Source organism: Vibrio hannami, assembly GCF_029589055.1.
GTDB classification, from domain to species: Bacteria; Pseudomonadota; Gammaproteobacteria; order Enterobacterales; family Vibrionaceae; genus Vibrio; species Vibrio hannami.
In genome coordinates, this window is the sequence record NZ_JARQZP010000001.1 from 161,184 (window position 1) to 187,848 (window position 26,665).

A 26,665-nucleotide genomic window follows, 5' to 3' on the forward strand; every position below is an offset into this window, starting at 1 on the left:
GGTTAGCCAGACAACCATTTCCCCCGTATGTAACTTTTCTAGTATGTAATATAGGCGCTTAGGCCAGCTCAGTAGTAATAGTAGCTGGCCTTTTTTCTCTTCAATTTCTGAACTAATGCGATCTTTTACGCTTGTTATGGCAAATTATTGCCGTCCTTGTGCGCTTTTTGAGCTAAAGTACAGACAGGTATTGCCGATAACAAAGCACGGTATGAGTAAAGAGTGCAGGTATGAAGCTGAAATCGATAGCAGCTTCGCTGTTATTGGTTCTTAGTTCGTCATATACATTCGCGATGGAGGATGTAGGCGAGCCAGTTCCGATATACACCGAAGCTGAGTTGATCAATCTAATCAACAAAAATAAGCATCTTGAACAGGTAAAAGCAGATAAGTGTCAGATTGTGGAAGATATCGTTGCCCGTGCGACGCGTATTAACCTGCCTGCTTATGAATACCTCTATGGTGACATGCTTTCCTGGGGGGTGTGTGTCGATCAGGACGTTGAACTTGGACTCTACTATATCGAGAATGCTGCTCATCAGGGCTTGCCTGCTGCTTTGGAAAAGCTAGGAAGCTACTATTCACGCGGTACTCTGGTACAACAGGATAAAGAGCGTGCGATTCCTTATCTGCGTGAAGCTGCTTCTATGGGCAACCTGAACGCTAGGGTTCATCTGGCGGAGTTGTTATTAAGAGATTATGGTAGCCCGCTCGATTACGAAGATGCCTACCGCTGGCTCTATAATTCAGTGACTGCTGATAAGCGAATGCATACCAGAATCAAAGTACTGCGTGACGGTTTAGAGCAACGAATGCCTCAGAACATCATTGCCAGAGCAAAACGCCGGGAAGTGTTCTGGTAAGCAACGAATTTCTTCCTCATACCAATAAAAATAACCATCGCCTCGCAAATGCGGGGCGTTTTGTTTTCTATGGTTGCTTGGGTATAGTCATTTAGTTCTATATACTTACAGCATATCCCCTTGCCTATAAGCAGGTATAGCAATGTCTGAAAAGATCACTAAAGATAAGTTCGCTGATCGAGAATCTCGTAATTACGAAAATCCGATACCAAGCCGGGAATTCATTATTGAGTTCTTAACGGAGGCCAATGTGCCAATGAACAGAAATGATCTGTTCGAGGTTCTTGGGCTTTTTGGTGAAGAACAATATGAAGGTTTGCGTCGTCGCTTAAGAGCCATGGAGCGCGATGGTCAGTTGGTGTTTACCCGCAGGCAGTGCTACGCGTTACCTGACAAACTTGAACTGGTTAAAGGTTATGTCATCGGCCATAAAGATGGTCACGGATGGGTAAGGCCGGATGGTTCTGTTGGTAAAGACAACGATTTGCTGCTGCCACACCACCAGATGAGAACTATCCTGCACGGCGATTATATTCTTGCTCAACCAGCAGGAACCGATAAGCGTGGCCGCAAAGAGGGCAGGCTGGTCCGCGTACTGGAAGAGCGAAAAACTCAGATAGTTGGCCGCTTCTTTATGGAGCAAGGCTTTGGTTATGTTGTTTCGGACGACTCGCGTATCAGTCAGGATATTCTAATCCCGGACGAGCACAGAGCCGGTGCACGCATGGGTAACGTTGTGGTTATTGAAATTACAGATCGTGCCAGCCGTACCCGTGGCATGATGGGTAAAGTTGTTGAAGTGCTTGGCGAGAATATGGCTCCTGGCATGGAGACTCAGATAGCTATTCGCACCCACCAGATCCCACAAGACTGGCCGGAAGAGGTTGAGAAACAGATTCAGGACTTAGGTGAAGAAGTTCCTGAAGAAGCGAAAACCGGCCGCGTTGATCTGCGTGAACTGCCATTGGTGACTATTGACGGTGAGGATGCACGGGACTTTGATGACGCAGTTTACTGTGAAGCTAAACCTAGTGGTGGTTGGCGCTTATGGGTAGCTATTGCAGACGTTAGCTACTATGTTCGTCCTGATACTGCTCTGGACAAAGAAGCGATCAATCGAGGTAACTCGGTATACTTCCCGTCTCAAGTAGTGCCAATGTTGCCGGAAGTGTTGTCTAACGGCTTATGTTCTCTTAACCCGCAAGTAGATCGTCTGTGTATGGTGTGTGAGATGACCGTTTCAGCAGCGGGTAAGCTTTCTGGTTATAAGCATTACGAAGCGGTAATGAACTCTCATGCCCGCCTAACTTACAATAAGGTTGATGCCATTCTGAATGGTGACGAGGAACTTCGTGAACGATATGACTCACTGGTTCCACACCTCGAAGAGCTGCACAACATGTACAAAGTGCTTAAACATTCGCGTGATCATCGCGGTGCGATTGAGTTCGAAACGGTAGAAACCAAATTTATCTTCAACGCTGAAAGAAAGATTGATCGTATTGAGCCGTTAATTCGAAACGATGCTCACAAGCTGATTGAAGAATGCATGATTTTGGCGAACATCGCATCTGCATCATTTGTAGAAAAACTAAAAGAACCTGCACTATATCGAATTCACGAATCTCCGGGTGAAGAGCGCTTATCAGGATTCAGAGATTTTCTTGGAGAGCTTGGACTCGATCTGGCTGGTGGCCTAGAGCCCGCTCCGACAGACTACGCTAATCTGATGAAAGCCATTAGTGAGCGTCCTGACAAAGAGCTTATCCAGATTATGCTTCTGCGTTCCATGAAGCAGGCGGTATACAACGCTGACAATGCCGGGCACTTTGGACTGGCGCTGAAACGTTATGCTCACTTTACCTCTCCGATTCGTCGTTATCCGGATCTATTGCTGCACAGAGCGATTAAATACCTGATCGCCAAGCAACACGGTACTCACAAGGATCGTTGGACACCAACTGGCGGCTATCACTATTCCTTTGACGATATGGATTTCTATGGTGAGCAGTGTTCGATGACTGAGCGCCGCGCTGACGATGCGACCAGAGAAGTGTCTGACTGGTTGAAGTGTGAGTACATGCAAGATCATGTTGGCGAAGAGCTGGGTGGTGTTATCGCTAATGTAACCGGATTTGGTTTCTTTGTGAGACTGACTGAGTTGCATATTGATGGTCTGGTGCATATATCAACGCTGGCTAACGACTACTACCAGTTTGATCCAATCGGTCAGAGACTTATTGGTGAGAGTTTCGGTCACATTTACCGACTGGGTGATCAGGTTAAGGTAAAAGTTTTGTCGGTAAATCTGGATGATCGACAAATTGACTTTGAATTAATCGAAACAAGTCGTAAGCTACGCGGTAAAGGAAAAACGGCTAAGAAACGAGCCGCTCAGGCTGAGAAAAAAGCAGCTGAAAATAAGAAGGCTGCGGTTAAGTCGCGTAAGCGTGGTGTAAAGGCGAAAGCCAAAGCTATGGTTGAACCAACCAAGAGACCAGATGGTTCAACAGAAGAGGCAGGCAGAAACCCTGCTCGTAAAAAAACAAAGCAGAGAAAGCGCGTAAGAATAAGTCGCGCTCTAAAGCAAATAAGGCAAAGGGAAAGCGTAAAACCCGATAGAGTATATAAAGTTTAATTGATGTCATCCCGCTAGCCGCGCGCCAGCGAAGGCTGGAATCTAATAGACTTTGTTGGAATTAATAACTAGATCCCTGCCTTCGCAGGGATGACGATTTAAGGCTAGGTACTTGTAAGACGAAGTATCAGGCATAAATTGTCTAGAACATGAAAATAAAAAATGAGCAACGAATTTATTTACGGTATTCATGCCGTCAAAGCCGTACTGGAAAGAGATCCGGTTCGCTTCATTGAAGCATTTGTGTTGAAAGGTCGTCAGGATGATCGTCTTCTTCCAATTCTTAACGACCTACAGCAATGTGGTGTTTCTATCCAGCAGATGGGGCGTAAAGCTCTTGATGATAAAGCTAAAGGTGCAAACCATCAGGGTATTATTGCTCGTGTAAAACCTGCTAAGCAGCTAAATGAACACGACCTTGATGCTATTATTGCGCAGCATGATCAGCCGCTATTTTTAGTATTGGATGGTGTTACAGACCCGCACAACCTTGGTGCTTGTCTGCGTAATGCAGATGCCGCTGGTGTTGCTGCTGTTATCGTTCCTAAGGATAAGTCAGCGCCAATGACTGCAACTGTAAGTAAAGTTGCATGCGGTGCAGCGGAGACGGTTCCTCTTGTACGTGTAACAAATCTGGCTCGCACAATGAGAGCAATGCAGGAGCAAGGTGTATGGTTTGTAGGTACTGCGGGTGAAGCAACTCATGATATCTATCAGTCCAAACTCAAAGGTTCACTGGCGATTGTTATGGGGGCTGAAGGTGATGGTATGCGTCGCCTGACTCGTGAAACCTGTGATGATTTAATTAAGATTCCAATGGCAGGAGCTGTATCTAGCCTGAACGTTTCGGTTGCTTCCGGTATCTGCTTGTTTGAAGCAGTCAGACAAAGAAGCCTTTAATCTCATTTTCTTTAATTAGGGGCTAACTTAGTCCCTAATTTTTGTCTATAAAAAGCCCTTGCGATCCCTGTCTCATTTCTATACAATTTGCCGTCCTTAATTCTCGGTCATTTTTTATTAGTTCCTTGCTTCCTCTGGACGACCGGGCCAAACGTGGAAGCTAATAATCCGTAAGGAGCAACCAATGCGTCATTACGAAATCGTATTCATGGTGCACCCTGATCAAAGCGAGCAAGTTGCTGGCATGATCGAGCGTTACACTGGTTCTATCACTGAAGCTGGCGGTACTATCCACCGTCTAGAAGACTGGGGTCGTCGTCAAATGGCTTACCCAATCAACAAGCTTCACAAAGCTCACTACGTTCTAATGAACGTTGAAGCTGACCAGGCTGTAATCGATGAACTAGAAACTGCTTTCCGTTTCAACGATGCAGTTCTACGTAACATGATCATGCGTACTAAAGCTGCAGTTACTGAGCAATCTATCATGCTTAAGCAAAAAGAAGAGCGTGCAGAGCGTGCTCCTCGTCGTGAAGAGCGTACAGAAGCTAAGCCAGAAGCAGCTGCTGAGTAATTTAAACTCAGTTTTTACTTCTTAACTCAAATTTAAGATCAGGAGATAGCCCATGGCTCGTTTCTTCCGTCGTCGTAAATTCTGCCGTTTCACTGCAGAAGGCGTACAAGAGATTGATTACAAAGACGTAGCAACTCTTAAAAACTACATCACTGAAGCTGGTAAAATCGTACCTAGCCGTATCACTGGCACAAGCGCTAAATACCAGCGTCAACTAGCTCGCGCTATCAAGCGTGCTCGCTACCTAGCACTACTACCGTACACTGATAAGCATCAGTAATCGGTCGTTTTATTAAGAAAGAGGATTAAACAATGCAAGTTATTCTACTTGATAAAATCGGTAACCTAGGTGGTCTTGGCGATACTGTTAACGTTAAATCTGGTTACGCTCGTAACTTCCTTATCCCTCAGAATAAGGCAGTAATGGCTACTAAAGCTAACGTTGAAATGTTCGAAGCTCGTCGCGCTGAACTAGAAGCTAAAGTTGCTGAGCAACTAACTGCTGCTGAAGCTCGTGCTGAGAAAGTTAACGCTCTTGAAGCTGTTGTTATCGCTTCTAAAGCTGGTGACGAAGGCAAACTGTTCGGTTCTATCGGTACTCGTGACATCGCTGACGCAGTTACTGCTGCTGGCGTTGAAGTTGTTAAGAGCGAAGTTCGCCTTCCTGAAGGTGCACTACGTACAACTGGTGAGTTCGAAATTAGCATCCAGCTTCACTCTGAAGTATTTGCTACTATCAACCTACAGGTTGTTGCTGCTGAGTAATTTCAGCATCGAAAAGATTTCTTTTAGAAGAAAGTAAAAACACCAGCTTCGGCTGGTGTTTTTTTATATCTGTTACTTGAGTAAAGACGTCACTTTTAGAACAAGAATAGTAAATTGACGGTAAAGATGCTGTCGGTATTACTTAGTCCTTCCGGAACCTTGTCGTGATATTGACGAGAGTGAGTAAGTTTTAACGCGATATCGTCGGTGACATTATTTATAACGCTCACTTCTGAATCAAGGTTGGAGTTACTGCTACCAGCTGTCATTGTTAAATCTGCAGATAAAGCAAGCGAATCCAGTATCTGCCAGCTGAGATTTACGTTGCTACGTACAATTGGCTCTTTCACCACGTTGGGGAAAATGATGTCATCGTCATCGATTTCATCAAGGTTGGGTTCCTGATAGCGATAACCCGGACCGAGTTCTAATTCTATAACCATGTTACTGGAAAAAGAAGTTTGGTAACCCAAACCACCTGACAATGTGTAGTCTTTAAAATATGCGCTGTACTTAGAGTCTACGCCTTTGAAGTTGCCGTAGAGGTAAAGGTTTGAGCCCAACTTATAGTCGGTCTGAGCCTGATAGCTTGCTTGGCGCTTATCCTCCACCCCATCTTTATCCAGCTTGTACAGTTTGAGTTCGCCAGAGTATCGGTGTCTCCCCGAAATATATTCTAGGTCACCCCTTGCGTTGAGAGATTCGGTATCAGAATTCCCTGAGTGTGACTGGTAACCAAACTCTATTTCAGTACTTAAAGGTGAGTTTTCTCCTTTATCCTCTGCTGTTTCTTCCGCATACGCTAGTGGGCTAATTAAAATAGTTAGCAACAACAAACGGATAGACACTTAAACCTCTCTATTAGGACGCAATGATAGCTGTATGATAAGTATGTCTGGCTTTTATTCGTCATAAGAATGTTAATTATTGGGCGCTAGCCCATTGTGTATATGGGATACTAATAAATTCTTGTTGAATATGCATCTTTAAGCGACTTGAGTATAATACCGGGCTACGCACAAATTTAATGAGAGTCGTCATGGCTGAAGTCCGAAATATTAACAAAGCAGATCCGCAAGTCGATGCTATTAAGGTTCCACCGCATTCTCTTGAAGCAGAGCAATCCGTAATAGGCGGCCTGCTGCTTGATAATGAGCGTTGGGATACAGTGGCAGAGAAGGTGCTTAGTACAGACTTCTATAGCCGACCTCATAGAATGATCTTTGAAGGCGTCAAATCGCTTCTTGAAGAAAGTAAGCCTCTCGATCTTATCACTCTATCCGAGCATCTTGAGCTGAGAGAAGAGCTTGAGGATGTTGGTGGCTTTGCTTATTTAGCAGACCTTGTAAAAAATACGCCAAGTGCAGCGAATATCAATGCCTATGCCGATATCGTGGCAGAAAGAGCCCTGGTAAGAAACCTTATTGGCGTAGCCAATGAAATTGCCGATGCTGGTTATGATCCTCAAGGCCGTTCATCCGAAGACCTTTTGGATATGGCGGAAACTAAGGTTTTCAAAATAGCGGAAGAGAGAACCAGCGAAAGTGAAGGACCACAGAATGTAGACAGTATTCTAGAGAAGACGTTAGAGCGAATCGAGATTCTCTATAAAACCCCACAAGACGGTGTGACGGGTGTAAATACTGGATTTACTGATCTAAACAAAAAGACCGCAGGTCTTCAAGGCTCGGATCTGGTTATCGTTGCTGCGCGTCCTTCGATGGGTAAAACAACCTTTGCAATGAACCTATGTGAAAATGCTGCTATGGATCAGGATAAGCCTGTTCTGATCTTCTCTCTGGAGATGCCCTCAGAACAGATCATGATGCGTATGTTGGCATCCCTTTCTCGTGTTGATCAGACAAAGATTCGTACTGGCCAGCTGGACGATGAAGATTGGGCTCGTATATCTGCCACCATGGGTATTCTTATGGAGAAGAAGAACATGTTTATTGATGACAGTTCTGGTCTTACTCCTACTGAGCTTCGCTCTCGTGCTCGTCGTATTGCACGTGAGCATGGTGGCCTTAGCATGATTATGGTCGACTACCTTCAGTTGATGCGAGTTCCTTCTCTATCTGATAACCGTACACTTGAGATAGCAGAAATTTCGCGCTCTCTTAAAGCGTTGGCAAAAGAATTAAATGTTCCGGTTGTTGCACTTTCTCAGCTTAACCGATCGCTTGAACAGCGAGCTGATAAGCGCCCAGTAAACTCTGACCTTCGTGAATCAGGTTCCATCGAGCAGGATGCTGACTTGATCATGTTTATCTATCGCGATGAAGTGTACAACCCAGACAGCTCAATGAAAGGCACGGCCGAAATCATCATTGGTAAGCAACGTAACGGCCCTATTGGTTCGGTACGCTTGACATTCCAGGGGCAGTTCTCAAGGTTTGATAACTACGCTGGCCCGGCATTTGATGATGAATAAGGCAGTGTCAGCAATATGAGTAAATTGAAAGCAGCAACAGCGTTTGTAGACAAGCAAGCACTGCAACATAACCTGGCTCTTATTAAATCCAAAGCTCCAGCGAGCCGTGTTCTGGCGGTTATCAAAGCGAATGCTTATGGTCATGGTGTCATTCAGGTAGCACGTAGTCTGGAAAATGCTGATGCATTTGGTGTAGCCAGAATTGAAGAAGCAGTAAAACTACGTGAGAGTGGGATTGATAAACCTATTTTGTTGCTCGAAGGCTTTTATGATGCAGACGAGTTGCGACTATTAAGCCGATATAACCTTGAGACAGTTATTCACAACGTTGAACAGCTGTTGGCTATTGATGAGCAGTCTGGTCTGTCAGAACCATTAAAAGTATGGCTCAAGATAGATTCTGGAATGCACCGGCTTGGTATTGACCCAGAGCAATTACCTTACTTCTTAGAACGTATCGAAATTTGTGACAAGGTACAGAAGCCAATCAGATTTATTAGCCATTTTGCTTGCGCAGATGAGTTGGATAACCCAGCAACCAGCGAGCAGGTTCAACGTTTTTTAACTTCTATTAAAGGACTTGAGGGTGAGCGTTCTATTGCCGCTTCGGCTGGTATTCTTAAATGGCCGGAAAGCCATATGGAGTGGAACCGACCGGGTATTATTCTTTATGGTGTATCGCCTTTCGATTTTGCCAATGCGGAAGAGCTTGGTTTTCTCCCGGTGATGACCCTTAAATCAAAAATCATTTCAATTAAAACAGTACGAAAAGGTGAGCCTGTTGGATATGGTGCGTCATGGATAACAGAGCGAGATACCAATGTAGCGGTTATTGCTATTGGCTATGGGGATGGGTATCCAAGAACAGCTCCGTACGGAACTCCAGTGTGGATTAATGGACGAAAGGTGCCAGTTGCCGGACGTGTATCTATGGATATGCTGACTGTTGATCTAGGGCCGGACTCGCAAGATAAAGTTGGCGACGAAGCTACGCTATGGGGCAGGGAACTACCAGTAGAAGAAGTAGCTAAGCATGTAGGCACCATAGGATATGAACTGGTTACAAGACTAACATCCAGGGTTGAACTGTCATATGTTGAATGCGATTAAAGCTTTATATAATAAGCTTTTAGTTGTATTGCTTTCATTTACCGCAATTTTAAGCTCAGGCGCTGTTGCTGATGGCTGGCCTTCCTGGAACCACGAAACGGCGTTTGTTCCCTTCTTCTATTCAACAGAAAGTATGGGCTTTACGCTAGGCGCTGCTGGCCTAATTAAAGGTGTTGGACAAGATCAGGCTGGCCTTCTCGGTGTTGGATTGCGGTCAGAGAAGGGCAGCTACATTACCTACTTATCGGGAGTTAACTACCAGTTTGGAGATAACTTGTTGGTAGGTGCCGATGGCTATAATGCCAAATATGTAGATTTCGATTATTTTCTTGGTGAGCAAGGAAATAATAGTTCAGAACAATCGTCTGCAACACGGACAGATGGCAGGGAGTCAAATTACAGGCTTTCTCTTCGTTATATCCTACCCATTGGTCACGCAGAATCATTGGGTGCGCAAGCTGCTTTGCATAATTCCCGCGACATTTCAGGCAAAACTCCCTTTGATAGTGGTGTATCGACAATTGAGCTTCAACCGTTTTACTCTTCTCGTGAACTTGAAGTTAATTACAATGAAGCGGAAGAAACATGGGGAATGGCGTTAAAGCTGGATTGGGATAACCGCAATGATGTCCGCAACCCTACCGAGGGCTCAAGAACCAGTCTGGATGTGACTTATTCACCTGAGTTCAAGCAAGATAGTGAATGGGTAAAGCTGGAATTTGAAAATAACCTTTATTGGGATCTTGGTAACCTAAAAGACGTTTTTGATAAACAGGTTCTGGCTTTCAGTTTTTATACGGCGGATACACCAAACTGGAGTGACTGCGGCAACGATGATTGCCATAGACCGCCAGAATATGAACAAGTGGCCTTAGGGGGGCTATATCGCCTAAGGAGCTATGGTTCTAACCGTTTTCATGGCCGCTCTGCCATACATTACAGCGCGGAGTATAGAGTGATGCCAGAGTGGCAGCCACTTGGAGACTGGCCGGTATTCAACTTTTACGATGTACCCTGGTGGCAGTGGGTGGCCTTCGTAGATGTTGGCCGGGTTGCAGATGAGTACAACCTGAAAACATTGCACACAGACATGAAGTGGAGTGCTGGTGGTGCAATTCGATTTCAGGTTGAAGGTATCGTTGTTCGAACAGAGCTAGCCTGGGGGAAAGAGGATAGTGCTTTCTGGGTTATGGTAAACCAGCCTTTTTAGTGCTGCGTGAAATATCATTCCCCTTGTATAGTCACTACGATATTTCTTGAACCACCATAATCCCTGTGTTCGCCAAGGTAGATTCCTTGCCATGTGCCTAATGCGAGTCTACCGTTAGTGATGGGAATAGTAACACTATTACCGAGAGTCGATGCTTTGATATGAGCGGGCATATCGTCATCACCTTCATAAGTATGTTGGTAGTACGGGGCTCTCTCTGGTACTGAGTGATTAAAGTGTCTCTCAAGATCAGAACGGACAGTAGGGTCAGCATTTTCGTTAATTGTCAGGCTTGCTGATGTGTGTTGAATAAAAATATGCACCAGACCTACAGATAGATTGTGGATTTCTGGAAGTTGACGCTCCACTTCATCTGTAATTAAGTGAAAGCCACGTTTTCTGCTTTTGAGTGTAATTAATTTCTGTGTCCACATGATGATTGCTCGTTAGTATTGGTTGGCAAAAGGTAGCTAAGACGGTATGGTCTTCAGTAAAAATTGCCTGATTATTGTTTTTTAAGCGATATCAGAGAACATTTTAACCAAGTGTTCTCTGATATAACTCAAAATCCGAATATATGAGTTAAGAGATAATCTTATCTTAGGGCGTGTTGATAATGCATCAACACGCCCAAAATTATAATAAGGGTATTACCACCGGATGGGTACAACCAACTAATTTTAAGTCTTCGGTCAATGTGGAGTCGTTACCGCATTTGACTGAAAAAAATTTACTGTCATATCGGGATGAACACCATGTTGAAAAACGTCAATCCAACTCAAACTAAAGCTTGGAAAGAACTGACTGCTCACTTTGAGTCAGCTCAGGATATGGAACTTAAATCGCTGTTTGCTCAGGACGAAAACCGCTTTGATACGTTTTCTGCTAAGTTTGGTTCAGACATTCTTGTCGACTACTCAAAGAACCTTATCAGCCAGGAAACCATGGAAAAGCTTTTCGCCTTAGCTGATGAAACTGAGCTGAAAGCGGCAATCAAAGCTATGTTCAGTGGTGAGAGCATCAACCAGACTGAGGGTCGTGCAGTTCTTCACACAGCACTTCGTAACCGCAGTAACACACCTGTGATTGTTGATGGCGAAGATGTAATGCCAGCAGTAAACGCTGTGCTAGAGAAAATGAAGTCATTCACCGACCGTGTTGTTTCTGGTGACTGGAAAGGTTACACAGGTAAAGAAATCACCGATGTTGTTAACATCGGTATCGGTGGTTCAGACCTTGGTCCATACATGGTGACTGAAGCTCTGGCGCCATACAAGACTCGTCTGAATATGCACTTTGTGTCAAACGTAGACGGCACACACATTGCTGAAACGCTAAAAAAAGTAGATCCTGAAACTACACTGTTCCTTGTAGCTTCTAAGACATTTACCACTCAGGAAACAATGACTAACGCGCATACTGCTCGTGACTGGTTCCTAGAGTCAGCATCTGATGAAGCTCATGTTGCTAAGCACTTTGCTGCGCTTTCAACTAATGGTGAAGCGGTATCTGAGTTTGGTATCGACACTGAAAACATGTTCGAGTTCTGGAACTGGGTTGGTGGTCGTTACTCACTATGGTCAGCAATTGGTCTTTCAATCGCGCTAAGCATTGGTTATGACAACTACATTGAGTTGCTATCTGGTGCACACGACATGGATAAGCACTTCACTGAAACTCCGTTCGAAAGCAACATCCCGGTAATCCTTGCGCTTATCGGTATTTGGTACAACAACTTCCACGGCGCTGAGTCTGAAGCGATTCTTCCTTACGATCAGTACATGCACCGCTTTGCAGCTTACTTCCAGCAAGGCAACATGGAATCTAACGGTAAGTACACTGACCGTGAAGGCAATGCTGTAGATTACCAGACAGGCCCAATCATCTGGGGTGAGCCAGGAACGAACGGTCAGCACGCGTTCTACCAGCTAATTCACCAGGGCACTAAGATGATCCCTTGTGATTTTATTGCACCTGCAATCAGCCACAACAAAGTAGGCGATCACCACCAGAAGCTGATGTCTAACTTCTTCGCTCAAACAGAAGCTCTTGCATTTGGTAAGACTAAAGAGCAGGTAGAAGCAGAATTTGCTGCTGCTGGTAAATCAGCTGAAGAAGTGAAAGATCTGGTTCCATTCAAAGTGTTTGAAGGTAACCGTCCAACTAACTCAATCCTTGTTAAACAAGTGACTCCAGCGACTCTGGGTGCATTGATTGCAATGTATGAGCACAAGATCTTTGTTCAGGGTGTTATCTGGAACATCTTCTCATTTGATCAGTGGGGCGTGGAACTTGGTAAGCAGCTAGCTAACCAGATCCTACCAGAGCTGGCTGATGAGTCTCCGGTTGATACTCATGATAGCTCTACTAACGGTCTGATCAACGCGTTTAAGACTTTCAAAGCTTAATTGAAAATTAATCAGCAGAGTGAGAAAGCTCTGCTGAATTTTCAGACTTTAAGTACAAAAAAAAGCTGATGCATACTGTTATGCATCAGCTTTTTTATATTCGTCAGCGTCAGATTTGTTTATTCGAAACAAATCTCAATAAATGCGTTACCCCATTCAGAAGTGAAAGGCATGATAATGATTGCCCCTTCGCACTTATGACGGATGGTATGGCCTTTACCTGATACAACGATTGGTGTCGCCATATCAAATTCAAATCCGCTATCTGAAAGAATACGCTTAGCGCCACCAGTAACCATATTGGTGATTTCACCGACCATATCGGTAACTTCTTCATTGATACCGTTTGGCCTTTCACCCAACATGTTCTGCATGATCTCCAGTGCAAGACCTTCGTCAAACGTAATAGACATTGAACCTTTAGTTTGATCGCCAACCATACCAATTAGCCCTGATACATCACCACGGGCAATTTCGTCTTTTTTAACTCTTGGTTTTTGTGGTTTCAACTCTAGTGAAGCCATTGTTTTTAGCACGTTCATCAGAGAAGCTAAAAACGGGTTTACAAATTCAGCGCGCATATCACTCTATCTATCTTTTTTTCTATGTCTGATTGGCATTTACTACAAATGCCATGAGTCTCTATGACATTATTTGTGATGTTAAAGCCATGTTTTTTAGCATTGCTTTCTAACAAGGCTACAAGGTTATCATCTAGAAGTTCTATGACGTTACCACATTGGTCACAAATAAGCAGCTGAGAATGGTGTTTGTTTGCGCCACATGAACAACAAGATATAAAACTGTTTTCCGACTCTACTTTATGAATAAAACCCTGTTCAAGTAAAAAATCCAACGCACGGTACACAGTTGGAGGTTTTGCTTGTGGTTCACTCTCTTTTAACTGTTCTAATAAGTCGTAAGCACTAGAAGCACTAGGGCTTGAACAAATTAACTCAAATACGCGTCGTCTTTGAGGGGTAAATCTAACGCCTCTTGCTTCGCATATCTCTGTTACTTGCTCAAGTAATGAATTGTCCAATGTGCTCACCTTAAATAAAAGGACAGTTGTCGAAATTCCCGCAATAATGCGAGATATCCGCATACACTAAGCTAAAAGTGTATGTTGAATCAAGTAAATAGAGTTTACTAAGTCCGCATAAAATAGTATCGCTGTATCTAAGAGTAGCATGAACTGAGTGGTTTTATGCATGCCCGACAAATATATATAGAAGATTTTAGAGCTGGTTAAATGATAATTAAGGCTTTATATCAGTGTGTTGAAACCAAAGAGGTGTGAATAGAGCGGAGTTTTATCAGTTTATAGGTGCCTTGATTAGTTTAGTTGCTTGGGCATTACCACGTGTTGATGTAGAATCTGCGCTCCTTTTGGTAAGTAAGTTTATTTCCGAATAGCTATAAATTGGATTTAGTCATGTCAAATAGTGGTACCCAAAATGTAAACTCTGCAAACGCGCTTTCTGGTGAAGAGAAGAGGTTTGCTAGTTCTCGATTTTCCGTCGCGCCAATGCTCGATAGTAGCAACTTATGGCTAACTTATTGAAATGTATCTATTTAAGGGTTGATTTGTGCCCATTCTGTGTCCAACTTATTGATTAAGTCCTTTGAGGGGACACTTAACCTCTAAATAAAGCTTTCTTATTGCAATAAGAATTTCGAATATCCTGTCATAGTATAGCTGTCTATCAAATGGAGATCGATGCTATGAGAAAAGTTTCCACTTTTGATTTGCTACTGAAGCAGCACGGTAGGGTACTAATTCCGCTCTCAGAGCTCTGTGAGACGTATTTAGGCGTTACATACCGCGTAGCTAGGCGCCACTACCTTTCAGGCAAACTAATGATTCCAGTGGTCCCTATGGGTAAAGGTCAAAAGGCTAAGCTGATGATTCACATTGAGGATCTTGCTAAGTTTGTTGATTCAGCACGGCGATAGTTATTGAAACTCGCTGATCAGTGCAAAACTGCTGAAAAAAGTTCCAAAACTGTGGAAGATTTTATATGTAACAGTCACTTTCAACATCAGCAGGACAAGCTTAGTGATTTTCGTTGACGTGTTTTTGCACCTTATCATGCTTAATTACTCTAATTTTGAAGCGGACATACTGGTCAAGTGCGCTCAATATCTTTTTCTAAAATCCAGCACTCGTTCATATAGCTTAGCCTTGGATAGCATCCGGTTATAAAAACTTCTGTATCACAGTTTGAGCATTTATGTGGGTATTGCTTTAATCCATATGTAGAAAGAATCTCCCTAGTAGGATCAAAGCGATAAACACCTCTACACCCTTTTTTATCACAAAGCATTTCTATAAATTCTGTGCCATATGCTGGCTTAGCTCGTAGGTTATTCGGCAATTTTCTCGGGAGACTCGACATTATTAAAAAGACAGCAATTGGCTATTCAATAATAATAGCAAAGCACTGTATTTATATCCAGTAGTTATCTTTCCATAAATGTTACGACCTATGTTTGCTATGGTTTAAGTTTAGGATCTTGCAGGAGGGCTATATTATCCGAAATGTAATAGAGGAAATTGCAAAAGAAGCAGCTCCCCAGTTAGGTATCGATTTCGATCCGAGAAACGGACAGTGTAAGGGCATGACTATTGAGCAGGTGTCAGAATTAGACTGGGACTTAATCGATTTGTCAGAGTGGGAAATGATGGTGATGGCGTCAGGGGTGGCGGTTGATCACAACGATTTGGATTTAGATACGCTTTCTACTCAGCCCTGGATGCCGAACAATGAATCCGCACTGAATCCCGTGGATCTAAATCAGGCGAGGTTCGTGGAGAGCAATATCGCGGAAAACCTGAAAGAAACCCACGATTCGGCCACGGCGGACAATTTGGATTGTTCGGTTTATCCAAGACCACCTGCGTGTGAGTCTCCGCTGAGCTTAGTTGAATAAAGAATATCGGCTTCCAGTTGTAGGCCGATATCTTAATAGAAGAGAAATTGGGTTTTAGGTTACCGTTTTTTACTCTGTATTTGAAACCATCTTTACATACTGTTCATGGAAGTCCGCAATGGGGGATTTCAATTGTTTCTTATTAATAGGCTCTGCGAAATAATACACATTGTTGTTATCTCGTATAGCAGAGATGTATGGAAGATATTTTGTTTCCGACAAAATGAACTTTTCTGGAAAGCTAATAAAAGTTGATTCTGGTAACCTGAACTCCGGACTGCTTGGATAGGACGAATCAGTTCTGTTTATAGTCTCATTATTCTTGGAAGTTACGTATACACTCTGATAATGGCTATTGAAATAATAGAACCTTACCGCAATAACAGAACTTGAAGGCATCAAATCTTGAAGCTCATCGCTAAACAGAGAAATATCTATCGGTTTTGAGGTTTTAACAATATTTAACCATGAGCCTATGACACATTTATCCCTACTATAACGAATACAAGCTGGCGTTTTCTCATAACTTATTCCGTTATAACCACGTACGAATAGACGTTGACCACCATTGTTACGATTCAAATCTATATAATCATTTTCGGATATATTTAAAGGAGTTAAAGACTTAGCCAATTCTAAGCTATTTGGATAGATATCAACCATCCTAGACATGACTGTGTTTCCTACGGCTTCAATGTCGCTGGGGTCGTACTTATCTGCGTCCAGGTACATAATATAATTCATACCATCCCAGCCGAATTTCTGGTCTCCCAGTAGCGCCAAACCAAAGCCAAGAACACCATTGCTTAAAGCGACACCAAGAGCGCTATACCCTACATACCCTGCTGCAGAAACATCGTTCAGTGCACTTTCAGGAACTTTACGGTCTTCAAAAACAGTCCCACTTCCTGCTGATTTGGTAATTTGCAAAGCAATACTTGCGGTGCCTTTTTCGGGTATTTTCATTTTATCCCCGACAGTACTACACGCGGTAATAAGAGCCACACCACTAATTATTGATGTCATCTTCAACATATTCATGCCAACCATCCCTTGAGTAACAAAGTATTGATAATGCGTATTAATATATATACATCCTTGTGGTTATTAATTTAGCAAAGTTAGAACAAAAATTAACTTACCCATAACGTTGAGCCTCACAGAAAAGAGTGAAATTCTTGCCATGACATCGAATTTCTCATTAAAAACCATAACTCTCGAAAACTTTCTGCTTAATTCAAGAATCTAGGTTTGAGATGTATATCTTGTTTACTTTTATCAAATATGTGTTTTTTAAATAATGGAAAGTCGTATTATTTGGCAAATTAATTGATAAGGTGAAGATTTTTGACAAAATTCAAAAAGAATTTTAATTACACACTATCAATTGCAATTCAAAGAGGTTTTAATTTTTGGGCTAGCTGTTTTGTTGTGACTCCAGAAGCAATTCGAAAAGTCAGATTGCTTTGTGGATCACAATTCAAATATGTCCAGACACGCGCCAGTACGGATCATCGCTAGCACGTTTATGCCCCATTTCCTTTTACGAAATAATTAATTTAGGTATTTGCCTAAACATAATCCTATAATTCAGGTAATGATTTAATACTGGCGTCGTTGCATAATAGTGATGAGTAAGCCTTAAGAGGCTATCAGTTAAGACATTGTCGGTATTTGTGATGCCTTATTGAATAAAGTTTTCATTTCCACATGTAAATCAATGTGTTGACGGTGTTTAATAAAGTAGCATTTACATTAGGTGGACAATGTCATGTGGACACTGTCCACCTAAGAACTGTTAGCACACTAGTGGAATGTTTATGAATACAACAGATTTGATTACACATGGCCTAGCTTTCATTATTGGTGCTTTATCACTGTACTTTACCGCCTATACAAAGGCAAAAGGCGCGAATAAAGCGTTAAAAGAAGATATAGAAGTTCTAGAAAATGCCAAACAAGAAATTATAACCAAGCATGCAGCGGAGCTAGAAAGTATCAAGAAAGATCATGTATTAGATATTGAAAAACGTAAATACCAATATGAAGCTAAGAGAGCACAGTTTTCTAAATTTTTCCAATTAATAGATGAGTTCAATTCTAAATGTAACTCAGTTTTTGTTGAACGATTTCCGCCAATGTTCCAGAGATTACTTGCGGGACAATTATCTGAATGTGCGGAAGTTTCAAATAACAGTGTTTTGGAATTCAATGCTGAGATTATGCAATTGTTTAACGAACTAAATGAGGAACAACTAAAAGTTACTCATGAGTCTAACAGCATAAGGCTAATTGCAACTCCTGAAATTGATACGTTGCTAGATCAGCTAGCGTTAGATATAAAGTCATCTTATGACGACTCAGTCTCTATGCTTAAATTTATGGGAACACCTGAGTATTTCATTGATAATTCGACTATAGCTCCATATCAAACTCGCTTGACTGAAAGTGGCTATAAGGTAATAAGTAGCCGTGAAGCATTGAAGGCTCAAATGAAAATGGAGCTCAACGAAATATAGTGTGCTAACAAACAACTTAAAGGGACAAAAACACGTGACACTTTTGGTTCGGTTTATTTTTGAGGTTATGGCTGGTTCAGTTGGGTGTATTGGCTTGGTTTCTGCCCTTTAGTTGGGCGTTATGTGTCTGTGTAAACGACAATTCTAATTAACAAAAAAGGAAATTCTAAATGTCTGAAATAGAAAAGTGTTCAGCCTGTAATAAAAAATACGAAGTATCTGAAATTGGTGGCCAGATGCCTGGATCGAAGGAGCCGGAAGAGATCTCTTGCCCGTATTGTGGTAATACAATTACGCGTCGTAGCAATGGGGCTTTTCGAACCCATGCGTTACCTGAAGATAAGCAGTAAACACATAACAAGAAATTGCAATGGATGCATGTAACGTCTGGCATTCTTGGTTTGAGGTTACTTGTTTTTTGCAATAATGGTGTTCATGCACCATTGAATTAGACGTTGTACGTACAGGTAAAATATGGAAACCGATATTAAAAAAGTGTGGCGGGCATTGAGGCCAACCGTTAAAGATGGTTTTACCTTCAATGAAACTAAGGATGTAGTGGCGGCGGCTGCGTTACCAGTGGAAGACCTGGCGCATCTACAACAGAAATCGTTACCTGCGAAAGGAGCATCAAAGGGAGAGCTTCTTGATGCGCTTGATGGATTAATTTCTAGAGAACCTGATTCTGGAAAAGCAATACAGAATCTTATAGCCGCAATGCTTGAACAGAAAAGTTATCTTGAAATTCGCATATCTGATTGTGCTGAAAGGTTCGGCTGGAAAGTGGTTGATGGACAGCTTCGACCTTTGGATTTTCAAGTGGAGGACGCCGTCCACGATCTTTCTGAAGATGTGAAGACCCTTCTAAAGAATGCATATCGGAGGTTTAGCGAAAGTGACTATTCAGGAGCAATGACAGCTATATGTAGTGCACTTGACGCGGTCACAAACCACCTGTACGCAGTTCACAATCTTGGAAATCCTCATGATGACTCATATCAGCAAAGGGTATCTCGTTCTTTTGCAGTACTAGAGGATGTTTATCGCAAAAGATTTAGTCAGATGACGAATGATAGCTCCGAAGTCAATAAGCTATGGCAAAACTATCGAGGTTCTATTAATCAAGCTGCTTACGTCATGGGTTCGTTTCGAAGAAATGCGAGTGATGTACATGGTGTATCTGGATGCCCGCCAGAGTTAATTAGACACGCCATTGATAGTGGTACTTTTATTATTAGAAGTATTACTTCAGAAACTACGAAAAACGTACAACAAGAAGAACCACTCGACTTTTAAAAGCTGACGCTTTCAAAAGCGAGTGATCTTGGCGTTGATGTGGGAAACACATCGAGTATTCATTTTAGTCTTTGCAATATTAAAAGTAATTCGAAAGCTGGTAATTTACTTCTTCTGCTAAAACGAAATTGTCCAGAGGTTTCTCAGAACTATCATCGCTAGCAAAGTTCTGCCCCTTTTCGCGTTACAAAAAACTGCCCTCGAAAAATCCACTTTAAGAAGTTTCGATAGGTTTTCTAATGCCAAAACGTGACGTACGCAGAAATGCCCCATTTTGTCGTTTATTATCATTCTCGCTTTAGGTGCACTTCGTGATATCCTCATAAAAACATGCGTTTACGCCAGATCTGAGCGTTCATTAGATGCATGAAAAATCCCCAAATGGGGTGTTTAATTACCCCACTTTGGGATCTAATAAATTGTTATACGGCTAGAAATCGCGTCTACTCTCCAACTCATTCTGGCCAAAAAGATTAAATAATTTGAATTCATGATTAACGCTCACGAAAAGGAATAACAATGGCTGGATGGCATGTCACGGAGAATGATATAAAAAACTGGACTGCGACAGATAAGCGCAGATCAGAAGAGTTGCTTCCTCAGCTTATTTATAAACTTATCTTAGCTTCATGCAGTCCGAATAAAATCGACTTCCCCTTTGGGGACTCAGTATCTACAGGTGGTTGGGATGGAGAGTTGGAAGTTGATCAGGGTAATTTATTTGTGCCATCGGGAGTGTCGGCTTGGGAGTTTGGAACCGACAAAAGCGTCAACTCAAAAGCAAATGATGATTATGAAAAGCGAACCAAGGATCCTGACCCATTTGATAAAAATAACACTACCTACGTTTTTGTAACATCGAGACATTGGAAAGATAGATCCAAGTGGGAAGCCGAGAAGAACCTTGAAGAAGAATGGGGTAGCGTAAAAGCAATCAATGCAAAAGTTCTGTGTGACTGGCTGGAGCAGTGCCCGGCGGTACATCGTTGGTTTGCAGAGTTAATAGGTAAACGGTGTCCTAATTTATGGGATATTGAACAGAGCTGGTCAAAGTTTTCCAATATCACAGAGATTTCACTCACTGGTGATTTTTTCCTCCACAACAGGGATGAGCAAGCTGATCGCTTAAAAGATTCTTTAACGGGCAACTCCGCCAGTTATACAGTATGTGCCAAGTCTATCAATGAATCTCAAGGGTTTATTCTTTCGGTCATTTTAAATGATGATTCACTAAGCTCTAAATTTCTAACAGTGCTCAACCAGCCGGCTTGGGACGATATTGCATCATCTAAATCTCCGCTCATACTAATGCCAATTAATTTCCAGCCAAACGGGATCGGTGATGCAGTTAGTAATGGGCATACTGTGATATTGCCTACAGATGAATCAAGCCAGAAAACCCCTCTTATCCGTTTAGATAAGCGGCCTAGGTTGATTCAGCAGGAGGCGATACAAAAACTCGGCTTTAATGATAGTCAGGCCTCTAAGTTATATTCTGATACTAAAGGCTATTTGGAGCCACTTCTGAGACATGAAATTTTAAGGCCTAGAGAATATATTGCACCAAAGTGGCCAACAGAGATTGACGCAGATGTATTATTTGCAGCCTTTTTTGCCACGGAGTGGAATTCGAATAATGACAGTGACAAAGATATTTTGTCCGCTTTATCGGGAATGGATTACGACCAGCTTGAAAAGCAACTAGATAAGCTATCCACTTATTCTGATGCGCCTATCAGAAGAGTTGGTGCAGCTTGGCAAGTGATATCTAAGATTGACGTTTGGTTGAACATTAGAAGCTTAATGTCAGTGTCCCATATCGATAGGCTTGGTGACATTTGTGGCAAGGTGTTAGGAGATACTGATCCATCGTTTAACCTAGATCCAGATGAAAGATGGATGGCGTCTGTTAACGGAAATATACCCAAATATTCTGGGCTATTGAAAAGAGATATAGCTGATACTTTAGCCTTACTGTCAACTTATAGTGATGATTATGTATCTCAGCTTGGTGGGATGTCGGTTAAGATTAAGATTGATACTTGGTTGAATCATCTTTTCAAAGATAATAACACGACGGAGTTCTGGTATTCACTTGGTAGATCTACATCACCTTTAGCGGAAGCTGCGCCAGAAGTTTTTCTAGATGCGGTAGATAGATCCTCTCTAGGTGAAAACTCACCTTTGCTTGGCCTATTTAATTCGGAAGCCGAAGATAGTTTTACTGGAGGGTGTTACCACTCTGATCTTTTGTGGGCTTTAGAAAGCATATCCTGGAATAAAAACTACCTCACTAGAGTATGCCAGACTTTAGCAAGGCTTTCGGAAATAGATCCTGGCGGAAGATACGGTAATAGGCCATTTTCTTCGTTAGTCGACATATTTATTGGATGGGTTACACATAGCTCCGCTACGCATGATGAGCGGGTTAACCTTATTAAACAAGTCCTCTTAAAACAGTATCCCGAAGTTGCCTGGAGGTTGATGCGTGAATTATTGGTCGGTAATACCAGAACGACAAGTGGGATAGCTAGTCCAGATTATCAACATTGGGCTGAGGGGGTTGATAAAACTACTAAGCAAAGCGACTACTTTTCATATGTCGGAAAAATTGTTGATATGATGATCGCTGAAGCCGACAAAGACCCAGATAACAGATACATCGATTTAGCGAGTAACTTCGATTCCTATACCGTTGCTCAGCGCGAAATAATCATTGATAAATTGCTATCAGTTGATATCGATAAGTTGTCTGAAGATTCTCGTAAAAAATTACTTAAGCGTTTAAGGGACTTAATCTCTAGGCATAGAGAGTTCTCAGATTCCGATTGGGTATGGCCAGATGAAGTGATAACCAAATTAGAAGAGGTTTATCTGCACCTTGATTTTGATAGCCCCGTACTCAATGCGAAGTATCTTTTTGATGATCATTGGCCTGATCTGATTGACCCTGTCAAAAGAAGAAAAGTGCCCTATGATGAAAGGCAGGAATACTTAGAATCTTTGCGAGTTGAAAAACTAGAAGAATTATATGATAAGTCTGGGTTTGAGGGCTTTAAAGACCTATTGGAAAACTGTCAGTTTCCTCGACTGGTGGGTTTTTCATTATATAAGTCTAAACTAAAAGATTTATTCGTTGATGATTTGGTTGCCTGGTTAGGACAAGATGACTGTTATAAAGAGTGCTCAAATGGATATTTTTCAGCAATGGCACATTCCGACTTTACTAGTACCAAGAAAATAATTAGCGAACATCATTTGGTTGATGAAAACATTAAAAGCCAAATGCTAGTGAATTTCCCTGCTACCCAAGAAACATTCGATATACTTGATGAGTGTGAAGAGTCCGTACAAGAGAGTTATTGGCACAAGATCGCATATTACTTTGTTCAAGATAAAGATTCCTCCTTGGTAGAGTATATTTCTAGGAACCTATTGAAGAATGGCAGACCTCTAGCTGCCATTGATGCATTTGCCCAATATCTCCACCGTGGAAAAAGTGCTGGAGATCTAGATGCCAAACTTGCTCATCAAATACTTATAAAGGTCGCTACTAACCCTGAAGATATAGATAGGGTTTCAATACAGACTGTAAGCCACGATATTACTCAGGCAATAAAGTTTATTCAGGATTCTGGCCAGTGCAGTGACGAAGAGGTATTGCAGGTTGAATGGCTGTATGCAAAAGCTTTTCGTCATCATGATTTCTCACCAACTTTTATTCATAAGTCAATTGCAAAAGATCCATCGAACTTTGTGCAATTAATAAAGTGGGTCTTTGTAAGAAAAGACTGTGTTGAAGAAGAGGAAACCATGCCTAAGGAACAGGCGAAACAAGTTGCTAGTGCAGCGTGGGATATACTTGATACTTTGCACCTTTTGCCAGAAGATGACTTTATTGGTGAGTGGGTTTCATTGGCTAGGGAGCAGTTAGTTGAATGTGGCAGGTTAGATATTGGCGACCTATACATAGGAAAATACCTCTCCAAATGTCAGCCAGATGAAGAGGATAAAATTTGGCCGAAAAAGTCTGTTAGGGACACTATCGAATCTCTAAAAACGGAGTCTTTTGAAGACGGTATAATCAACGGAAAGCTAAATTCTAGGGGTGTTACTACTAGGCATCCACACGCAGGTGGAGATCAAGAAAGGAAGCTGGCTGAGGGGTATCAAAAGGATTCAGAGTCTTTACAGTTGATATACCCGCGCACAGCTAAAATATTAAGGGAACTTGCAGATCATTATCGTTCAGATGCAAATCGTCATGATCAAACTGTAGATTTGAATTAGCTAAAATCTTAAGTGCTATTTTCTATGGTTCCTCCGGGTGTCTAGCGACTAGAACCTAAGTACCGTATAACACATATGAGGCCTTTCTCCGGTCAATAGGCAATAGCATTCTTTTGGCTGCGTTAGCAGCCAATGCTCTCGAACAACAAAGTCATCTACTTCGCTTTTCCCAAAGTCAACTAATCCGAATTAAATCGCTTAGAGTGCTAACTCTAAGCCATTTCTGTCCAAAAGTTACTTAGAGCTGGTTTATTTCTCTTGGTTTAACATGTTCAAAATGAGGTGGATTGGAGCTCCTTTCTAATATTTCATTCCAAATGAACTTTATAGCGTAGTAGTAAGCTATTTTGGTTGAGGGTGAAAGAGCTACTTTTCGTCTCCAGAAATCGGCTACCTGTTTCCGTCCGATTTGGTTTAAGGATTTTATTTTTGGATTGTGCTCTAGTATATCCCGGCAAAATCTCTTCATATTTCCAGATTGATTTACTCGGTTTTGTTTTCCCCCAGTCCTTCTATATAGATGTAACGCCCTATTTAGCTCATATTCCATTCTAGTCATATTTCACCCCAAATAAGAGTTGGTGATATCCATTCGATGATGGCCTAGTTCTTCAGCAACCTGTATGCGAGCATAGTTGTCTAAAGCTTTCGCGTTTTCTACTGTTAAACCTGCTTTTTCTGCAATGTAATTAATGTGTTGTGTACCATGGCTTATTCCGGCTGCGACAGGACAAAGTATATTCTGAACCCCTGTTTTTTGTTGGATATGGTTGCTATAGCTTTGTTGAGCATAGGAGTGCCGCTCACTATGGGTGTGATAACTTAGTCTTCCAAACTCCCTATAAGACTGGGAATGGAACTGTGCATAGGTTTGACCATTTGGAATCATCGAGTGATGATTTCCTTGAAAGACACTGGCAGTTCTAAGTATATCAATCTGCACCTGCGATCTGATAGGAACCTCTCTTGATTGACCCCCTTTGGTACCCTCAGAGACAGTAATTGCTTGCTTTTGTAATGCCTCTTTGAGCATCACAGAGGGATTAGCTTTGCTTGCTTCCTCAAACCGTAGCCCAAAAGCTCTTTGCATGTCGCTCATAATGGCATGTCTTTCTGATAATTGACTCTTGATATTGTTGTGTTCTGTATTCGTAATGGCTTTGTTTTGTGTCGCAACTCCTGATCGGCTTGGTAATCCAGCTTCAGAACCAGTGACTCTCAGTGAAGCATTTCCAATGGCCTGGCTCAGTATTGAGTTAACAGCAGACAAATAATCATGCCCGGTTTTCACAGATATATCGTCTGCTACAATTTTTGCGTTAAGTTGCTCCGCATATTGGATAACGTGATCTCTGGTAATGTTCCTTATATCTCCAACATTGAAGTTTTCTCGGATGAAACCTGAAAATTGTGTAAACCTAGTTGATTGCTCTATGACAGTTTGAAAGCCTACTTGTCCTGCATTAAATTTTTCCCACATGGCATTTTTGCCTGCCTGATTTATGTCTCGCGAGCGTAGCCCACAATTACGAGAGTTCGGGTTTTGACGTTCTTGTCTGCATGTCGAGCTGATACCTTTTTTCATAATATTTTTCCGTTGATGTTTATAAAATTCCGCACGCAGCTAGATGTGTTAAGTGTTTATGCGCATTTAAAATGTGCGCGACATTTGCAGAGGTTAGGAAGATAAGAGCGCTCCTTACGCTTTTTTTAGCCGTCTCGTAAAGACAATATTCATCACGTTAACTAGGAATTGGCTGAATGCGTCACTTATGAAGTGAAAGAAAATTATCCTCAAAAGTGGTGAATATCAGTTTTTGCGAAGGTGCTATTAATGTGTTTGTCCTTGAAGTTCAGAGGCTGCTTGGTGGCTGCTATCACATACAAGTGATTTACGATCACGAGTTCCGGCAGTAACTGATGGACGAATTGAATGCATTTCATGCATTTTCATGATTTTTATATCTCATTAAATCCTGTTTAAGGCACGAGATATCAATGATTTAACTGTTCGTGTAGTCTCCGTCTATTTTTGTCTACCGTCCAAAATAGACGGAGACATATTGACTCATACATCGAATTTAAATCGCGTTTAAATGTTGCAAAACATAATATCTATAGCTTTGTCTTAGCGTTAATGAGCACATACAGGCTCTATAGTGACATCTAACTAGATGAGAGCATTACGCATGCGCTCTAACATGTTTGAAATGTACAACGCATCAACGATGTATTGGACATTTCTTAGGTATACACTAAGCATATTCTGTTCGATGGCGGAGTAAGTGCATTAAGAAGAGCGTTTTTTAGAGTTATGGTACCCAAGATATTATATGCAGGTCGGACCCGGATGTTGGATAACGCTAATGTTGCTACGTGAGTCCTTTGGAGTAGTTTATCATTGTCCCGAATCTAGACATTGTAAGGGCCTAGTCGATTAGCCGGTATCGAAGTTGCCACTGAGTTTGTCGTTGTGTAAATAAAAAGCCGACAATGCTATCAACGAATGCCCGTTCGGAGATCAGTTTTTCGCATTAGAATCCTTTTTCTTTAGTATTTCATCTTGTTTTTTATCGCACCAATCACTTAAGTTATCTGAAAAGATGAGAAGAAAAGAAAAAGCCAGACCGATCCCAATCACAATATAGATCCCGTAAATATCGATAGAGTTCATTATCTTCTCCCCATTTGCTCTTGTTTTATTAATTATCAAACATCAAAAAA

24 protein-coding genes are annotated in these 26,665 nt (G+C 41.9%); 17 read left to right on the forward strand and 7 right to left on the reverse strand.

Going from position 1 to position 26,665, the window contains the following annotated elements:
* The first annotated feature begins 230 nt into the window (after positions 1–230).
* From motX to rplI, 6 genes are all read left to right on the forward strand, one after another.
* Complete coding sequence (gene motX / locus P7F88_RS00815) at positions 231–863, forward strand: flagellar protein MotX (protein ID WP_277821460.1); 633 nt, start codon at positions 231–233, stop codon at positions 861–863.
* A gap of 142 nt (positions 864–1,005) precedes the next feature.
* Complete coding sequence (gene rnr, locus P7F88_RS00820) at positions 1,006–3,501, forward strand: ribonuclease R (RefSeq protein WP_277821461.1); 2,496 nt, start codon at positions 1,006–1,008, stop codon at positions 3,499–3,501.
* Positions 3,502–3,663: 162 nt separating this feature from the next.
* Positions 3,664–4,401, forward strand: a complete 738-nt coding sequence (gene rlmB / locus P7F88_RS00825; protein WP_277821462.1) for a 23S rRNA (guanosine(2251)-2'-O)-methyltransferase RlmB — start codon at positions 3,664–3,666, stop codon at positions 4,399–4,401.
* Between the two features lie 184 nt (positions 4,402–4,585).
* Positions 4,586–4,975: a 30S ribosomal protein S6 gene (rpsF, locus tag P7F88_RS00830; RefSeq protein WP_277821463.1), complete on the forward strand. Its 390-nt coding sequence runs from the start codon at positions 4,586–4,588 to the stop codon at positions 4,973–4,975.
* A gap of 52 nt (positions 4,976–5,027) precedes the next feature.
* On the forward strand, positions 5,028–5,255 hold the full coding sequence (gene rpsR, locus P7F88_RS00835) for a 30S ribosomal protein S18 (RefSeq protein ID WP_000090471.1): 228 nt from the start codon (positions 5,028–5,030) through the stop codon (positions 5,253–5,255).
* 32 nt (positions 5,256–5,287) lie between these two features.
* Positions 5,288–5,740, forward strand: a complete 453-nt coding sequence (gene rplI / locus P7F88_RS00840; protein ID WP_277821464.1) for a 50S ribosomal protein L9 — start codon at positions 5,288–5,290, stop codon at positions 5,738–5,740.
* Between the two features lie 95 nt (positions 5,741–5,835).
* Here rplI and P7F88_RS00845 read toward each other — a convergent pair whose 3' ends face one another.
* Positions 5,836–6,582, reverse strand: coding sequence for a DUF481 domain-containing protein (locus P7F88_RS00845; RefSeq protein WP_422127244.1), 747 nt, complete (start codon positions 6,580–6,582; stop codon positions 5,836–5,838).
* 197 nt (positions 6,583–6,779) lie between these two features.
* On the opposite strand from P7F88_RS00845, the gene P7F88_RS00850 reads away from it, so the two are divergent.
* From P7F88_RS00850 to P7F88_RS00860, 3 genes are read left to right on the forward strand one after another with little or no spacing between them, the layout of a single operon-like run.
* The gene (locus tag P7F88_RS00850) at positions 6,780–8,174 is read left to right on the forward strand and encodes a replicative DNA helicase (protein WP_277821466.1); all 1,395 of its coding nucleotides are present in this window, start codon (positions 6,780–6,782) and stop codon (positions 8,172–8,174) included.
* A 15-nt stretch (positions 8,175–8,189) separates the two neighbouring features.
* Positions 8,190–9,284 (forward strand): alanine racemase, encoded by a 1,095-nt coding sequence (gene alr / locus P7F88_RS00855; protein ID WP_277821467.1) that lies wholly within the window; start codon positions 8,190–8,192, stop codon positions 9,282–9,284.
* Positions 9,268–10,494 carry a BamA/TamA family outer membrane protein gene (locus P7F88_RS00860; RefSeq protein ID WP_277821468.1) on the forward strand — a complete coding sequence of 409 codons (1,227 nt, stop codon included), beginning with the start codon at positions 9,268–9,270 and terminating at the stop codon, positions 10,492–10,494. Before alr ends, P7F88_RS00860 begins: the two co-directional genes overlap by 17 nt.
* A gap of 14 nt (positions 10,495–10,508) precedes the next feature.
* Here P7F88_RS00860 and P7F88_RS00865 read toward each other — a convergent pair whose 3' ends face one another.
* Positions 10,509–10,928 (reverse strand): secondary thiamine-phosphate synthase enzyme YjbQ, encoded by a 420-nt coding sequence (locus tag P7F88_RS00865; protein WP_277821469.1) that lies wholly within the window; start codon positions 10,926–10,928, stop codon positions 10,509–10,511.
* Between the two features lie 321 nt (positions 10,929–11,249).
* On the opposite strand from P7F88_RS00865, the gene pgi reads away from it, so the two are divergent.
* A complete protein-coding gene (gene pgi, locus P7F88_RS00870; RefSeq protein ID WP_277821470.1) occupies positions 11,250–12,902 on the forward strand; it encodes a glucose-6-phosphate isomerase in 1,653 nt (550 codons plus the stop codon).
* 119 nt (positions 12,903–13,021) lie between these two features.
* Here the strand turns inward: pgi and P7F88_RS00875 are convergent, their stop codons facing one another.
* Positions 13,022–13,483 carry a chemotaxis protein CheX gene (locus P7F88_RS00875; RefSeq protein ID WP_277821471.1) on the reverse strand — a complete coding sequence of 154 codons (462 nt, stop codon included), beginning with the start codon at positions 13,481–13,483 and terminating at the stop codon, positions 13,022–13,024.
* Positions 13,465–14,007, reverse strand: coding sequence for a zinc uptake transcriptional repressor Zur (zur, locus tag P7F88_RS00880; protein WP_422127236.1), 543 nt, complete (start codon positions 14,005–14,007; stop codon positions 13,465–13,467). The genes P7F88_RS00875 and zur overlap by 19 nt, the downstream gene beginning before the upstream one ends.
* Before the next feature lie 330 nt (positions 14,008–14,337).
* Between zur and P7F88_RS00885 the strand changes: the two genes are divergently transcribed.
* The 3 genes from P7F88_RS00885 to P7F88_RS00895 all read left to right on the forward strand — a co-directional run bounded on the left by P7F88_RS00885 (position 14,338) and on the right by P7F88_RS00895 (position 15,836).
* Positions 14,338–14,466 carry a hypothetical protein gene (locus P7F88_RS00885; RefSeq protein ID WP_277821473.1) on the forward strand — a complete coding sequence of 43 codons (129 nt, stop codon included), beginning with the start codon at positions 14,338–14,340 and terminating at the stop codon, positions 14,464–14,466.
* 161 nt (positions 14,467–14,627) lie between these two features.
* A complete protein-coding gene (locus P7F88_RS00890) occupies positions 14,628–14,858 on the forward strand; it encodes a pyocin activator PrtN family protein (RefSeq protein ID WP_277821474.1) in 231 nt (76 codons plus the stop codon).
* A gap of 561 nt (positions 14,859–15,419) precedes the next feature.
* Positions 15,420–15,836: a hypothetical protein gene (locus tag P7F88_RS00895; protein ID WP_277821475.1), complete on the forward strand. Its 417-nt coding sequence runs from the start codon at positions 15,420–15,422 to the stop codon at positions 15,834–15,836.
* A gap of 69 nt (positions 15,837–15,905) precedes the next feature.
* Here P7F88_RS00895 and P7F88_RS00900 read toward each other — a convergent pair whose 3' ends face one another.
* Complete coding sequence (locus P7F88_RS00900; protein ID WP_277821476.1) at positions 15,906–16,877, reverse strand: hypothetical protein; 972 nt, start codon at positions 16,875–16,877, stop codon at positions 15,906–15,908.
* Positions 16,878–17,656: 779 nt separating this feature from the next.
* Here P7F88_RS00900 and P7F88_RS00905 point away from each other — a divergent pair.
* From P7F88_RS00905 to P7F88_RS00920, 4 genes are all read left to right on the forward strand, one after another.
* On the forward strand, positions 17,657–18,355 hold the full coding sequence (locus tag P7F88_RS00905; RefSeq protein ID WP_277821477.1) for a hypothetical protein: 699 nt from the start codon (positions 17,657–17,659) through the stop codon (positions 18,353–18,355).
* A 170-nt stretch (positions 18,356–18,525) separates the two neighbouring features.
* Entirely contained in the window at positions 18,526–18,705 is a 180-nt protein-coding gene (locus P7F88_RS00910; protein WP_277821478.1) for a hypothetical protein, read from the forward strand.
* A gap of 124 nt (positions 18,706–18,829) precedes the next feature.
* Entirely contained in the window at positions 18,830–19,651 is an 822-nt protein-coding gene (locus P7F88_RS00915; protein WP_277821479.1) for a hypothetical protein, read from the forward strand.
* Positions 19,652–20,170: 519 nt separating this feature from the next.
* On the forward strand, positions 20,171–23,941 hold the full coding sequence (locus tag P7F88_RS00920; protein ID WP_277821480.1) for a hypothetical protein: 3,771 nt from the start codon (positions 20,171–20,173) through the stop codon (positions 23,939–23,941).
* Positions 23,942–24,503: 562 nt separating this feature from the next.
* On the opposite strand, the gene P7F88_RS00925 is transcribed toward P7F88_RS00920, so the two are convergent.
* Positions 24,504–25,526: an integrase domain-containing protein gene (locus P7F88_RS00925; RefSeq protein WP_277821481.1), complete on the reverse strand. Its 1,023-nt coding sequence runs from the start codon at positions 25,524–25,526 to the stop codon at positions 24,504–24,506.
* Positions 25,527–26,462: 936 nt separating this feature from the next.
* Entirely contained in the window at positions 26,463–26,615 is a 153-nt protein-coding gene (locus P7F88_RS00930; protein ID WP_277821482.1) for a hypothetical protein, read from the reverse strand.
* Positions 26,616–26,665: the final 50 nt, after the last annotated feature.

Coding starts and splice junctions, on each gene's coding strand:
- motX (WP_277821460.1), top strand. CDS start 231: ATGAAGCTGAAATCGATAGCAGCTTCGCTGTTATTGGTTCTTAGTTCG.
- rnr (WP_277821461.1), top strand. CDS start 1,006: ATGTCTGAAAAGATCACTAAAGATAAGTTCGCTGATCGAGAATCTCGT.
- rlmB (WP_277821462.1), top strand. CDS start 3,664: ATGAGCAACGAATTTATTTACGGTATTCATGCCGTCAAAGCCGTACTG.
- rpsF (WP_277821463.1), top strand. CDS start 4,586: ATGCGTCATTACGAAATCGTATTCATGGTGCACCCTGATCAAAGCGAG.
- rpsR (WP_000090471.1), top strand. CDS start 5,028: ATGGCTCGTTTCTTCCGTCGTCGTAAATTCTGCCGTTTCACTGCAGAA.
- rplI (WP_277821464.1), top strand. CDS start 5,288: ATGCAAGTTATTCTACTTGATAAAATCGGTAACCTAGGTGGTCTTGGC.
- P7F88_RS00850 (WP_277821466.1), top strand. CDS start 6,780: ATGGCTGAAGTCCGAAATATTAACAAAGCAGATCCGCAAGTCGATGCT.
- alr (WP_277821467.1), top strand. CDS start 8,190: ATGAGTAAATTGAAAGCAGCAACAGCGTTTGTAGACAAGCAAGCACTG.
- P7F88_RS00860 (WP_277821468.1), top strand. CDS start 9,268: ATGTTGAATGCGATTAAAGCTTTATATAATAAGCTTTTAGTTGTATTG.
- P7F88_RS00865 (WP_277821469.1), bottom strand. CDS start 10,928: ATGTGGACACAGAAATTAATTACACTCAAAAGCAGAAAACGTGGCTTT.
- pgi (WP_277821470.1), top strand. CDS start 11,250: ATGTTGAAAAACGTCAATCCAACTCAAACTAAAGCTTGGAAAGAACTG.
- P7F88_RS00875 (WP_277821471.1), bottom strand. CDS start 13,483: ATGCGCGCTGAATTTGTAAACCCGTTTTTAGCTTCTCTGATGAACGTG.
- zur (WP_422127236.1), bottom strand. CDS start 14,007: ATGCGGATATCTCGCATTATTGCGGGAATTTCGACAACTGTCCTTTTA.
- P7F88_RS00885 (WP_277821473.1), top strand. CDS start 14,338: ATGTCAAATAGTGGTACCCAAAATGTAAACTCTGCAAACGCGCTTTCT.
- P7F88_RS00890 (WP_277821474.1), top strand. CDS start 14,628: ATGAGAAAAGTTTCCACTTTTGATTTGCTACTGAAGCAGCACGGTAGG.
- P7F88_RS00900 (WP_277821476.1), bottom strand. CDS start 16,877: ATGAATATGTTGAAGATGACATCAATAATTAGTGGTGTGGCTCTTATT.
- P7F88_RS00905 (WP_277821477.1), top strand. CDS start 17,657: ATGAATACAACAGATTTGATTACACATGGCCTAGCTTTCATTATTGGT.
- P7F88_RS00910 (WP_277821478.1), top strand. CDS start 18,526: ATGTCTGAAATAGAAAAGTGTTCAGCCTGTAATAAAAAATACGAAGTA.
- P7F88_RS00915 (WP_277821479.1), top strand. CDS start 18,830: ATGGAAACCGATATTAAAAAAGTGTGGCGGGCATTGAGGCCAACCGTT.
- P7F88_RS00920 (WP_277821480.1), top strand. CDS start 20,171: ATGGCTGGATGGCATGTCACGGAGAATGATATAAAAAACTGGACTGCG.
- P7F88_RS00925 (WP_277821481.1), bottom strand. CDS start 25,526: ATGAAAAAAGGTATCAGCTCGACATGCAGACAAGAACGTCAAAACCCG.
- P7F88_RS00930 (WP_277821482.1), bottom strand. CDS start 26,615: ATGAACTCTATCGATATTTACGGGATCTATATTGTGATTGGGATCGGT.